This is a genomic window from Pedobacter caeni (assembly GCF_900129215.1).
GTDB lineage: Bacteria > Bacteroidota > Bacteroidia > Sphingobacteriales > Sphingobacteriaceae > Pedobacter > Pedobacter caeni.
Genome location: NZ_FQUQ01000003.1, coordinates 735,169 through 748,413 on the forward strand (window position 1 = coordinate 735,169; position 13,245 = coordinate 748,413).

At 41.4% G+C, this 13,245-nt stretch carries 12 protein-coding genes; 8 read left to right on the plus strand and 4 right to left on the minus strand.

The annotated features are described in order from the left end of the window. Nucleotides 1–297: 297 nt before the first annotated feature. A complete protein-coding gene (locus tag BUC20_RS17865) occupies nucleotides 298–540 on the plus strand; it encodes a hypothetical protein (RefSeq protein ID WP_073232409.1) in 243 nt (80 codons plus the stop codon). A 73-nt stretch (nucleotides 541–613) separates the two neighbouring features. Here the strand turns inward: BUC20_RS17865 and BUC20_RS17870 are convergent, their stop codons facing one another. The 3 genes from BUC20_RS17870 to BUC20_RS17880 are packed head-to-tail and all read right to left on the minus strand — an operon-like array spanning nucleotide 614 to nucleotide 1,842. Next, entirely contained in the window at nucleotides 614–853 is a 240-nt protein-coding gene (locus BUC20_RS17870) for a hypothetical protein (protein ID WP_073232410.1), read from the minus strand. A gap of 59 nt (nucleotides 854–912) precedes the next feature. Continuing rightward, nucleotides 913–1,344, minus strand: a complete 432-nt coding sequence (locus tag BUC20_RS17875; protein ID WP_073232411.1) for a hypothetical protein — start codon at nucleotides 1,342–1,344, stop codon at nucleotides 913–915. Nucleotides 1,345–1,347: 3 nt separating this feature from the next. Continuing rightward, nucleotides 1,348–1,842: a CHRD domain-containing protein gene (locus BUC20_RS17880; RefSeq protein WP_073232412.1), complete on the minus strand. Its 495-nt coding sequence runs from the start codon at nucleotides 1,840–1,842 to the stop codon at nucleotides 1,348–1,350. Nucleotides 1,843–1,991: 149 nt separating this feature from the next. On the opposite strand from BUC20_RS17880, the gene BUC20_RS17885 reads away from it, so the two are divergent. From BUC20_RS17885 to BUC20_RS17915, 7 genes are all read left to right on the plus strand, one after another. Next, the gene (locus BUC20_RS17885) at nucleotides 1,992–2,603 is read left to right on the plus strand and encodes an RNA polymerase sigma factor (RefSeq protein ID WP_073232413.1); all 612 of its coding nucleotides are present in this window, start codon (nucleotides 1,992–1,994) and stop codon (nucleotides 2,601–2,603) included. A gap of 5 nt (nucleotides 2,604–2,608) precedes the next feature. After that, nucleotides 2,609–3,604: a FecR family protein gene (locus BUC20_RS17890; RefSeq protein WP_073232414.1), complete on the plus strand. Its 996-nt coding sequence runs from the start codon at nucleotides 2,609–2,611 to the stop codon at nucleotides 3,602–3,604. Between the two features lie 133 nt (nucleotides 3,605–3,737). Beyond that, on the plus strand, nucleotides 3,738–6,272 hold the full coding sequence (locus tag BUC20_RS17895) for a TonB-dependent receptor (protein ID WP_159441124.1): 2,535 nt from the start codon (nucleotides 3,738–3,740) through the stop codon (nucleotides 6,270–6,272). A gap of 3 nt (nucleotides 6,273–6,275) precedes the next feature. Beyond that, nucleotides 6,276–7,115 carry a DUF4249 domain-containing protein gene (locus BUC20_RS17900; protein ID WP_073232416.1) on the plus strand — a complete coding sequence of 280 codons (840 nt, stop codon included), beginning with the start codon at nucleotides 6,276–6,278 and terminating at the stop codon, nucleotides 7,113–7,115. 108 nt (nucleotides 7,116–7,223) lie between these two features. Then, entirely contained in the window at nucleotides 7,224–9,749 is a 2,526-nt protein-coding gene (locus tag BUC20_RS17905; protein WP_073232417.1) for a DUF5686 family protein, read from the plus strand. 4 nt (nucleotides 9,750–9,753) lie between these two features. Beyond that, nucleotides 9,754–10,428, plus strand: coding sequence for a phosphatase PAP2-related protein (locus BUC20_RS17910; protein WP_073232418.1), 675 nt, complete (start codon nucleotides 9,754–9,756; stop codon nucleotides 10,426–10,428). Nucleotides 10,429–10,493: 65 nt separating this feature from the next. Next, entirely contained in the window at nucleotides 10,494–11,531 is a 1,038-nt protein-coding gene (locus BUC20_RS17915; protein ID WP_073232419.1) for a LacI family DNA-binding transcriptional regulator, read from the plus strand. A gap of 73 nt (nucleotides 11,532–11,604) precedes the next feature. Here BUC20_RS17915 and BUC20_RS17920 read toward each other — a convergent pair whose 3' ends face one another. Further along, nucleotides 11,605–13,245, minus strand: coding sequence for a RagB/SusD family nutrient uptake outer membrane protein (locus BUC20_RS17920; protein ID WP_073232420.1), 1,641 nt, complete (start codon nucleotides 13,243–13,245; stop codon nucleotides 11,605–11,607).

Here is a 13,245-nt window from a genome sequence, read left to right on the forward strand (position 1 = left end):
AAAATATACAGACACATAATATGCCCGTTAGCAAGATTTTTTTAATTTGCATTACTTTTAGATGTTTCGATTTAAGAGTAACCCTTTTCAGGGCTTGGGTCATACAGCTGCGAACTGTATGGCCCTTTTTACCTAATAATTATCACAAGTCGGCAATTCCCCCTATGTTATTTAGACTTTTTTTAAATAAGAGTTGGTTTTTTTTATTTGATATTGATAGTCAGTTGTTTAAAATTTTAAGTTCATGAGGATTTCCACTGGCTTAAGACTTTTTTCCATTCTTGTTGTCATAACGATATGAAGAAAATCTATTCGTTAATCCTGTTACCGCTTTTGTTCGGCTCTTGTACAGCAATCAGGAGTCTTCACACTGAACGGATGTCCAAATCTGCATCTGAGATCAGGGTTTATGCCATAAGCCCCATGTTGAGCGGGTATAGCCTGCTGAGCGGACTGGATGAAGAGCAGAATTACTACAGCTTTATCGTTAAAGATATCCCCCATACCTTGAAAATAGGCGATGTTTATTCCATGAAATAAATACTTAAGTATATAAAAAAGGGCCTGACGAAAAAATTTCATCAGGCCCTTTTTTATCAGAAGAATTAGCAGTTTAGTGCTTTTTCGCCGGTTTTGCTGGTAGCGGTGCTGCAGGTTTCTGCCCTTTATCTGCTTTACCTGGAGATTTGGTCTCTTTTGCAGGAACCTCCTTTTTCAGGGTGTCTTTTTTAACAGGATTTTGTTTTGGTTTATTTTGAGCCATTGCGCTCATGCCGATTGGCATTACTGCACAGAAGATGGCTGCAAGAACTGAACCTTTTAAAATGGACTGGATTTTTGAATTGCTTTTCATAATGATTTAATTTAATTGTTATTTAGGATAAGGGGTTGTTTTAATTTTTACCGGATAGTTTACATTTTATGCTGTTCCGTATACTTCTTGACTTTTCCGTTTCTGGTGTGGTAAACACTGATCTGATCATTTGGCAGATCGATGCTTAAGGTAAAGTCATTATTGGCGCAATTGTGCTGTTCACATCCTGTAGTAGAGATGATATTGTTTTCAATGGTTATTGGGGTTTCCGTATTCCAGTATTTAACCATCATATCATAATCACTGCCTAATAACTCCTGTAGGCGGGGTTGTAGCTTTACGTTTTTCAGCAAGGCAACTTCATTTGGGTACCGGCCGATATAACCTGCCAGCTCTGCGAGTTCAGAGCGGATTGGTTTAGGATCTATGATCTCGATACTGGTCTTGCTTTTTTCTGTTCTTTTCCTTTCGGTGCAGGAACTAAGGAGAAATACCGCGATGGTCAGGAAGGTTAAAAACGTGCTTTTCATCGTTTATTTTTTATTGATCAGGAGTTGACCACGGATTTCACCAGCAGGGAATCTTGTGGAAATGATGTTGATGTATGCTTTGTTTTCAAGCACGGCCTTTTCTCCGATCTCATTTAAGACAACTGTACCGATCAGAGGGCTGGTATATTTTTCACCTTCTTTCTTCAGGTTGGCCAGCAAAGTACCGAGCTCTGTTGCCGTACCCAGATGAAGGTTGATGTTGCCTGGCTCGATGCCACTAAAGCGAAGGTTGTATCTAAGCGTTTTGTTTGATTTGGAATAAGTGGCTGAAAGGGTGGCAGTGGCCACAGAACCGGACCCGGTACTACCCGCATTCACTACAGATGTGATGTCATAGGGTGTTTCTGTAGTTTTCCCGCCAGGGCGCTGTGATTTTTTCTTGCAGGAGCTGAACATCACCAGCATACAGCAAATGGCACTAAACAGGATGACTGGTTTGCTGAAGGAAATTCCTTTTGGATTGATTCGTGTTTTCATTAACATAAAAATTAGATTTGTTTTTCTAGTAAGACATCCCTTCTTTTTAAAAGTCTTAATGCTTATTTTTTTAAAAAAATATTGAAATTTGAGTAGGACTTAAAGTGATTTAGGTTGTCATCATGTATATATATACTTAAGGAGTACTTATGACCAATAAGGATAATGAGCTCATAGAAGGGATCTGCCGAAAGGATAAACAGTGTTTTGAGCTACTTTACAAAGGGCATTATAAAAAATTATACGTTCTGGCCTTTCAGTATGTTCGTCAGCAGGAAATGGCCGAAGAGATTGTGAATGATGTTTTTCTCAAGGTTTGGAATGACGCTGAACAATTGAACATCAAGCAGTCGCTGGGACCGTATTTGTCCAGGTGCGTCATCAATATGGCTTTAAACAGCATCAAGAAGGAAAGCCGGAAGGCTGCAAACGAGGTGAGGTTCCTGTCTGGTTACGAGGAGTATGAAGAGGAGAGCGACGCTGCCCAAATACTGGAAAATAAGTTGATCAGGCTGGAAAAAGCCCTGGAGAGCCTGCCTCCACAATGCAGGAAAGTGATCATGATGAGCAAATTCGATAAGTGTAAACAGCAGGAGATTGCCGATGCGCTGAATATTTCGGTCAAAACAGTGAAAAGTCACCTGACCAATGGATATGAAAAAATCCGGGTAATATTATCGAAAGAACAGGTCTTGTTTTTCTTTCTCTTTCTTTTATCCGCAGTTGAATTAAGACTTCTGCACCTAATTAATGTCTTATAAGTATCATGGAAGAAATTAATAACTCAAATCACATCCCTTACCATCTGATCATGGATGAGTTGGAAGGGAAAATTTCAACAACCGATCTTCAGGAGTTGGAAAGCTGGAAGGCAGCCAATCCTGATCATTTGCGCAGCTATCAGGAAATCCTTGACATTGCTGACCATTCCGAACTGCTAATGGTATACAAGGAAACCGATCCGGAACAGGCATGGCAACGATTTGAACCTTCAATTCCTGTAGAGACCCGCATCGTTTCCCTGCATCCTCAAAAGAAAAAGGGGTTGCCCTTTCTGAAATGGGCTGCTGCCGTAATGGTCCTGATCTCAGGAGCATGGTTTGTGGCAAATCAGAGGGGCTGGATTGGAGAAGAGACAGTCCGTACCGGAAATGAGCATCAAAAATTAGTGTTGCCTGATGGTACTGAAGTGTTTATGAATGCAAATACCACGATTTCATACCATAAGAGCGGGTTTCTGAATTCCAGAAATGTGGAACTGGAAAAAGGAGAGGCCTATTTCAACGTGATTCATGATGAGAAAAGTCCTTTTTCCATTAAGGTGGGAGAACTCTATGTAAATGATCTTGGAACAAGTTTTAACCTGAAAGTGGAGCCTGAGCAGGTAGTCGTAGTGGTTAATTCCGGTAAAGTTGCGTTGGAACAAGGCAAGGAAACGAAAAAAATCCTTTTGTCTGCCCAGGACAGGGGGACTTTTAACAAGGTGACAAAGGAAATGAGCGCGGTTAAAAATGAGGACCTCAATTATAAGGCATGGCATGATAAAACTTTACATTATCAGCAAGCATTGCTGACTGAAGTTTCCGATGACATGAAAGAATTGTTTGGAACGCAGATTGTTTTTCAGGATTCTACCTTAAAGGAACGAAAACTAAGCGCTTACTTTAAAAATAAGTCTGAGGAAGAGATCATGAATACCATTGGGGAAACACTCAGGTTGAAAGTAACGAAAAGAGATGGTACATTTGTTTTATCTAATTAAATACGGAGCCTATTTTTAGACTATACATTTTAACCATTAGTATTAAAGAATAATTAATATGAGTTCTCTTTTCCCTCATTTCTGAATGAAGGTATTTTGCATTCAGCGATCCATGGTCATTAAATTGATGGCCATGGTTTTTCTTGTTTTAATGGCTGGGGGGATGGTAAAAGCCCAGAACATTCCTCTAAGAAAAAAAATGACGGTACGTTTCTCCAATGTTACACTGGAAGAAGCACTGAACCTGCTGAATGCTGACCATACCACGCCTTTGTCTTTCGATCCTTCGATTATTCCGGAGGGGAAAAGGTTCAACCGTTCTTTCTCTGATGCCCCCCTTTCTCTGATTCTTGAATTTCTGCTTGCTGAAACAGGTTTGTCTTATAAATTTCTGTTCAGAGAGGTAATCATCCTGCCAATGGAGCAAAATAAAACAACGCTGAACGGCCGTATTGTTGATGCCGAAACCGGAGAAGATCTGATCGGGGCGAGTATGTATATTGAAAGCCTGAAACAAGGGGTAAACAGCAATAACTATGGATTTTACTCCCTCACTGTTCCAACGAGTGATTATGAAATCCTGGTTAGCCATGTGGGGTATGTATCCCAAAGACTGAATTTCTCTTTGCAATTCCCTAACTACCTTCAAATCATCCGGCTTCAGAAACAGGTCAATAAACTTGAAGAGATTGTCGTAAAAGCAGTGTCAGCGAAGGATTCTATTGCGCCTAAAAATCCCGGACAGGCGCTGGATTGGGAAACGTTGAGAAATGCGCCGTATTATCGGGGAGAAGCAGATGTGATTAAGGCACTTCAAATGCAAAACGGCATTCTTGCATTAACAGAAGGAAGTAGCCAGATGTTTATCAGGGGAGGAAATAAAGACCAGAACCTGATCTTACTGGATGAAGCTATTGTGTATAATCCATCACATCTATTTGGACTAAGCTCCGTTTTTAATCCTGATGCGTTAAAGAATGTTCAGACCTATACAGATGCCATGCCTGCAAATTTCGGCGGACGATTATCTTCTGTAATTGATGCCCGTATGGCTGATGGGGACGATAAAAATTTCCATGTCAAAGGAGGACTCAGCTTATTGGCGGCCAGAGTCTCATTGGAAGGACCTTTGGTGAAAGAAAAAGGATCATTCCTCTTTGCTGCCCGAAGGAGTCTGAGCAATGTGCTCCGCAGGGATCTGGAATTATTTGATTTGAAACCTGCATATCATGATTTTAACTTCAAGGTCAATCACCGGTTCAATTCCCGGGACCGGCTCTTTTTCTCTTCTTATATCGGAAGAGACAAGGTGAGGTCACAGAATGGATATTTTAACCGTTGGGGGAATCAAACGGCTACCTTACGCTGGAACCACATCTTCACGCCAAGGTTATTCTTAAACTTATCTGCGATATATAGCAATTATAAAAATGAACTGTACATCAATGCGGATTCCCCGACCGGGATGGACAAGTGGATCACCGGAATTAAGGATGCGACTGTAAAGGGTGATTTTATTTTTTACCATAAACCTCAAAGTCAGTTTCAATTTGGTTTCAGCAGCATCCTTCATCTTTTTATACCCGGAGAAATCAATAAAGAAGAAAAAAACAGCATTCCCAGAGCCAGAGCCGCTGAATCGGCTATATATGCATCTCACCGGTGGTTGATTGGCGAAAAAGTAAGGCTTTCCTATGGGTTGAGAATGAGTATGTTTCAGAACATTTCTACTCCCAGGCTCTTTAATATTGATGAATTCTACGAACCTGTTGATTTTGAGACAGATGTAAGGGGAGGGTATAAAAGGTTTTTTAGACTGGAACCCCGTTTTACCTTCCAGTATATGTTGCGGCCATCCAGCTATCTGCAGCTCAACTACAACAGAAATTATCAATACCTGCAACTCCTGCAGAATGATGAACTGGCATTTTCATCGCTGGAGAGCTGGATTCCATCCAGTCCCAATCTCGCACCACAGCAATCGGATTTGTTTTCGATGGAATACAAAGGCCGTTTTCCTTTTGGTATCCTCTCTTTGAGTGGATACTATAAAAAGATGAACAATCAGTTGGAGTTGGTTGATCATGCCCAACTGATTTCAAACCCTGCAGTAGAAACACAGCTCCGTCCGGGGTCCTCGGAAGCCTATGGTTTGGAGTTTATGCTTTCGAAAGACATTGGTCGCTTTAAAGGAACATTTTTCTACACCTGGTCGAGAGTTTTCCGGACAATCGACCAGATCAATCAGGGAAAAAGATATCCGGCAAATTATGACATTCCCCATGTGGCAAAGCTTGCCCTTGGTTACCGGATTTCCGACCAGCTGTCTGTCCATTCCCTTTTTACCTATAATAATGGAAGACCGGTCACTTTTCCAATAGGCTATTTTTTGCAGAAGGATGTGAAAGTACCCATCTATGGCGAACGTAATTCTGCGCGGATGCCTGATTTTCATCGACTGGACCTTAACCTGAAATGGGAGCCCTCTACCGGAAGTATTAAAAAAAGACAGTTTATCAGTAGTTTTAATGTCGGATTGTATAACGTATATGGAAGGAAAAATCCGCTTGTGTATAGAATTAATCAGAATAACCCTGAGGATTTACAGTTTGATGAACAGATTTTTTCCGGGAGAACCTTTGCCTTCAGTTATAACTTTAAATTTTAGCAAATGAAATTAAGAACGAATTTATGGTTACCTGTTATTCTCCTGTTGTTCATGGGATGTAAAAAAAAGGAAAGTCCCTTTCAACCGCCAATATATGACCTTATCGTGGAGGGGGGAATCAATACCTTTAGCAAAAACCAATATATACGTCTGGTCAAACCGGTATCATTTGACGATGAAGCGGCCTCAGTAAACCTGAATCCAATCAGTAATGCAGAAGTGAGTGTAAATGATGGTACTCATGATGTAAGTTTTAAAGAGATTAAAGGAACGGGTGTTTATACTGCCGTTATGGAGAATAATAACAAGTACTTTTCCGCTTATACGCTAACCATCAAGTACAATAATAAAATATATACTGCGCAGGATAGCCTGCTTCCGGTATTTCCAATCGATGAAAATTATATTCCGCTCTCTTTGAAAAAGATGCAGGAAGGACAGGTCAGACTGACCATTCCAAAACATACCTTTGGAACGCAAAATGCCCAGCAATGGTTAATTTTGCCACAAGGGAAAGCCTGGAATCCGGCAAAATTCAAAGAGAATTACCAGTATAGTTATTCCCATGTTTATGGAACTCCAAATGCGCTGCACCCGCTCATTCAAAAGGCGAGAATTACAGATGTGGGAATAAATGATAAGCTGGTCATTTGTAAGTTTTCCCTTTCTCCGCCATATAGCGTTTACCTGTACAGCGTGTTTCAGGAAACGGATTGGAAAGGCTTGTTGTCTTCTGTTCCCGGAAATGTCAAAGGCAATATCTCTGGTAATGCGAATGGTTTCTTTTATGCCATTGATGTGGAAGTGCAAACAAAATCAGTAAAAGAACTGATGGACCATTAAAATTTTAAAATATTTCATTTCTGTTCTAAGACTTTTTAAACATCGTGTTGTCTTAAAGGAAAACACCTGGTCGTGTGCGCTTTTTTTTGCCGCAGACCGAACACATATATGAAATATTTTACTTCTCTATTTTTCTTTTTTATCATCTCCGGGGTCCGCGCGCAATCTGTTCAAATAAAAGGGAAGATCATTGATCAATCTACCGGATTGCCCTTGTCTCATATCAATATCGGCTTTCCAAATGCACACATAAAATCACGGAGTGATGCGGAAGGAAAGTATCAGATCAGTATAAACTCCAGGGTTAAGGAGGTTATTTACTCTGGTGTAGGCTATAAGAAGCAGGTTCGGTCGGTTGTTGCCGGTGAACAGGAAATCAATGTCAGTATGGTCCCGCAATCGGAAGAATTATCCGAAGTCAGCGTGGTGGCCACAAAACAACCAAAATACAGGAATAAAAATAACCCTGCTGTAGACCTGATCCATAAAGTAATGGAACACAAGGAGGAAAACAGTTCTAAGTTTCATAAAGAAATGGTCTTTGATCAGTATGAAAAACTGAATATGTCTTTAAGCATCAGTAGTGAAAAAGCAAAAAAATCAAAATTGCTTAAAAAGCTTCCTTTCTTACTGAAGAACTCCGATTCTCTAAGCAGACCTGGAAAAAGGCTCATCCCGGTATTTATGCAGGAAAAATTAAGCCGGTACAAATACTCAGCTCAGACGGCAGATTCTACAGTAGTCCTTGGAGAAAAGCAATCCAGGATAGACCAGTATATCGACGAAGATGGGATTAACGAATACCTGGAGAAAGTTTATCAACGGGCAGATATCTACGACCATGATATTGGAATGGGAAACCAACGTTTTCTAAGTCCTATTGCCGAAATGGCACCTCAGTTTTATAAGTATTTCATTCTGGATACCCTTAAGGACGTTTCCCCATGGCAGCTGAAGGTGATGATCTCCCCTAAAAACAAACAGGATGTGCTCTTTATGGGCTATTTGTATGTCAGTTTGGATGGACATTATGCAGTCCAAAAGGCTACCTTATCTGTAAATAATCAGATCAACCTCAATTGGGTGAAAGACCTTCAGGTTACTCTGGAGTACAAGAAAGATGCTTCGGGTCATTATCATTTGGCCAAAAGTGTCATGGGTATGGATCTGGGTATATTTAAAGAGGGAACCAGCGTCTTTGGAGAAAGGACCATCATGATCAATGATTTCGTGTTTGGGGAGCCTGCCTTGCAGAAAAAAATAGGCACCAATGTAGTAGTTGCAGGTAAGAAGATCACACAACAGACGGATGATTTTTGGAAAAAGTCAAGATATGAGCAGCTGTCAGCAACTGAACAGATGGCCTATACCAATATCGACAGCCTTAAAAGTTCTAAACCTTTCCAGCGTAAAATGGCAATTGCATCACTGTTGTTGTCTGGTTATGTGGGTAGAGGGCCGGTAGAGGTTGGTCCATTTAATTCTTTTTTCAGCTTTAATCCGGTAGAAGGGGCAAGGTTTAGGGTGGGAGCACGTACCACAGATGAGTTTAGCAAAAAATGGTTCTTTGACGGACATGCGGCTTATGGTACCAGAGATAAAAAATGGAAATATAGCCTGGGTGCCATTTACTCTTTGACAGACCGTTCTATCTATCAGTTTCCGGTCAGATCACTGACCTTAAGGCATAGCTTTGAAACGCAAATTCCCGGTCAGGAACTTAACTTTCTGGAAGATGATAATTTCCTGCTTTCCTTTAAAAGAGGAGCAAATGATAAATGGTTGTACAACAGAAAGTGGCTGGCAGAATACCTGCATGAAACAGAACAGCGCATTTCATTTCGGTTAACGTATAAAAATCAGGTCTTGAATCCCGCAGGAGGATTGTTGTTTCTCCCCCAAACGACCATCCTTTCTGCGCCGATTCATGAACTTACAACTTCAGAGTTCTCTGCAGAGCTTCGCTGGGCACCGAATGAAAAATTTTATCAGGGCAAAAGGTTCAGAAGACCGATCAATAACGGGCATCCTGTCTTTACTTTAAGAGGAAGCCTCGGTGTCAAAGACTTTTTAGGAGGAGACTATAACTACCAAACGCTGACCTTCAATGTGGCCAAGCGCTTCTTTCTCTCTCAGTTTGGTTTTTCTGATGTGGTACTGGAAGCAGGCGCTGTATTTGGAAAAGTACCTTATCCCTTGCTCAACATCCACCGGGCCAACCAGACCTATGCCTATCAGCTCACTTCCTACAACCTGATGAATTTTATGGAGTTCATGAGCGACCGGTATGCAAGCCTGAACCTTCAGCATTCCTTCAATGGTTTTTTTCTGAACAAAGTTCCCCTGATCAAAAAACTGCAATGGAGAGAGGTGATCTCTTTCAAGGTGTTGACCGGGAGCATCAGCTCAGGAAATAATCCTGCAAATGATCCTCAACTTTATCGTTTTCCAGTTGATAAAGACCTTAATACACGGTCTTTTGAAATAGGAAAAGTACCATATATAGAAGGAAGTATCGGTGTTTCAAATGTGTTTAAATTTTTGAGGGTAGATTTTGTAAAGCGTTTTACGCATTTGAATAACCCTGGTGTAACCAAATGGGGGATTCGGGCAAAAATTAATGTAGACTTTTAAATTTATGAAAAATCAAATATCTGCAATGAGCTGGCGGGAGGCCTGGACAAATGTGGCCTTCAGAAGCAGGCTGCTTTTAGGGATTGGTGTGATGGGACTTCTGGCTTTCTTTCTGCCGGTTTTCTTTGCCGAGATCGAACAGAGAGATGGCCTCATGCTAAATGATGAATTGTTAAATCTGATCCCTTCCTACGATGTTTCACTGGTGATTTTTATCGTACTTTACGGTGGGATTTTATGGCTGATCAGGGATGTGGTCAAAAATCCATTGACCTTTCTTATGGTACTTTGGGCCTATATTTTTCTATGTGTCTGCCGGATTGTGACGATCAGCCTTGTTCCTTTGAATCCTCCGGCCGGACTGGTGGAGATGTGGGACCCGATGTCTATTTTCTTTTACCATACCAAAATGATTACCAAAGACCTGTTCTTTTCAGGCCATACCTCTATTTTATTTCTGCTGGCACTGTGTCAGCACAATACGCAAAGAAAACTCAGGGGTTTTGTTCTGGTTTTCCTAATGGCTATCTTGCTGCTGATTCAGCATGTTCATTATACCATAGATATCCTGGCCGCACCTGTCTTTACAGCACTCCTCTGGTACCTGATCAAAGTTCCCGGTATGCAGCTTAGCTTATCAAATTTTAAGACGGTAACCGGCTCCCGTTCCATTGAGTAAATTGTAGCTTAACCATGTTTTTAATAAATTGTCTATACTTTTAGCCCTACAAATGATCCACGCTGATGATAAATAAGAAAGTCTCTATCAAAGATATCGCAAGACTTACCAATACGTCTATTACCACCGTTTCCTTTGTCCTGAACGGTAAAGGGCATATTAGTAAAGAAATCACTAAAAAAATCCTGGATACGGCAAAGGAAATCGGATACGAACCGAACCGTATGGCTATCGGTTTACGAACAGGGGTTTCTAAGGTGATTGGTTTGGTGGTGGAGAACATCGGGGGCCCTTTTTTCGGTGAGATGAGCAAAGTGATTGAAAAAGAAGCTGAGAAGCTGGGATACCGGATTCTTTATTGCAGTACGGATAATAACATCAGTAAAGGAAAAGATGTCATCAGGATGCTCACACAGCAATTGGTGGATGGTTATATCATCACTCCTTTGAAAGGGTTGGAAGAAGACATTCAGAAGCTGATGGATCAGGGAAAACCCGTTGTGCTCGTGGATGGGTACTTCCCGGGATTAAATATCCCACATGTGTTGGTCGACAATTACAATAGTGTAAATAAAGCGGTGAATTGCTTTATTGATGGCGGTTATAAAAAGATTGGCTTTGTGACCTCAGATCTGGACCTGATTCAATTACAGGATCGTCTGATGGGCTATAAAGCAGCTTTAAAAATGAATGGCCTGAAAGAAGAAAAGGAGTTGATCCTGAAACTTCCTTATCAGATGGATAAGGAACAGGGTATAAATGAAATCAAAAACTTTATCGAAACGCATCCGGAAATGGATGCCATCCTGTTTACCACAAATTATCTGGGGATCATGGGATTGAGAAGTGTGAAAGAACTGGGCCTGAATATCCCTTCAGATTTAGCCATGATCAGTTTTGATGAGAGTGAAATATTTAGTCTTTATCCTCCTGGGATTACCACAATTCAACAACCTGTCTATCAGATTGCCAAACTGGCCATTGATATGCTCTTGTCTCAAATCCGTAATGATGATCATGCAGATATAGCGGAAATGAAACTGCAGATCCCTTCAGATCTGATTGAACGTGGTTCTACTTTAAAAAAGGTAATGAACCATTAAAGTTAAAGAACCATTAAAGGACGTATTCGTATGCCCTCTAATGGTTCTTTAACCGGTTTTATCTTCGCCAGGATTAATTATAGCCTGGGTTTTGCGATAAATTAGTATTTAGGTTGCGCTGTTGCTGCGGTATTGGAAACAGTTCCCGCGATGCTGATGACGGATTATGATCCCACCAGGAAGCGGTACTGAATTTTTTATAACGGATGAGGTCATCTCTTCTAAAACCTTCGAAAATAAACTCACGTCCGCGCTCTGCCAGTAACTCCTCCAATGTAAGGGTTGAGGTCGTATAGGCATGAGTTGTCCATTCTGCCGGAGTATAGGCTCTTTTCTTGCAATCATTGATCAACTGAACAGCTTCTTCATTTGCTGATCCTCCGTTTTTGCGCATAATGGCTTCTGCTTTTGCAAAATAGATCCAGCTCAGCCGGTAAATATTCCAGTCTGTATTGTTATAGTTGGGATTAATGGCTGGAATCCCCCCAGGTCCTGCAAACTGATTCCCTAATTTATATTTATTGAAGCGGACTCCGCTGTTTTCCTCTCCTTCACTCATATTGGAAACGGTTGAACCGGTTTTGTTTTTACGGATATTGTCTACAAACTCCAGTTGTTGCCCATCGTATTCCTCTGAGGCGAGCACAGGCGTCCCATCTACAAACTTGGTCATCTTTCCGATAAGCAACCAGTTGGATTTCCGCAGATCGGAATTTTCGAATGTGGTATAAACACCAGGAACTACGACCACACCATTGTTACCGTTTCGTGACCCTCCATAAATCTCTCTTTGTTTGAAATGGAAGAATTCTGAAGGCCATGAGGCTTCGAATCTGGCCTGATTATAGTCGTAGGCAATGGAGAAAATAACCTCTTTGGATTTGTCATTGTCCGTACCGAACTGGTCGGAGATATTCGGATCAAGTTCCAGTTTTCCATTTTGACCACCCGCTTCTCCATTGATCAGTTTGTTTGCAGCAGCGATACAATCATCCCAGCGTGCGGTTCCGGTCCAGGCTTCTGCATTCAGGTAAAGCTCTGTTAACATGGCATAGGCTCCGGCCTGACTCATTCTGCCCAGCATTTCTTTGGAAAGCTTTGGCGCTTTGTCTACATTTTCCCGGATCTCCTTTTCGATAAATTTAAAGACTTCTGCCCTTGGAGTACTGAGTGGTTTTGCTGGTTCTCCTACCTTTGTCGCGATGGGAATATTACCAAAAAGGTCCATTAATTTAAGGTAATGAAAGGCCCTGAGCAATTTAAGCTCTGCGATATAGGCATCTTTTTCTACCTGAGTAATGCCCATTTTTGAAATGTCATTCTTTTCCAGATTTTCTATGGGGTCATTACATAAGCCCATTCCCCAGTACATGAGTACCCAGGCTCGGTTCAGACCGGATTCATCCACCGTCCAGCTGTGGTAATGCAGTCTTTTCCATTTCCCGCTATCCTCTCCATGGCGCCCCTTGGTTGGCCAGGCAAGCTGATCAGCGGAAAGTTCTGACGCCCTCCACCAACCATCTTGTCCTGAAGGGGTGATCCAGGCATTGGCATGGGTATAGGGACGAAGTACAGCAGACAGGACCTCTGTTTTGTTATTGTAAAAATCATTGGTCAGTATTTGATCATAAGCATTCTCATCCAGCTTCGTACATGCAGCACTAAAGAACATCATGGCTACGAGTGCCAGGTATAGTATTGATTTACTTTTCAT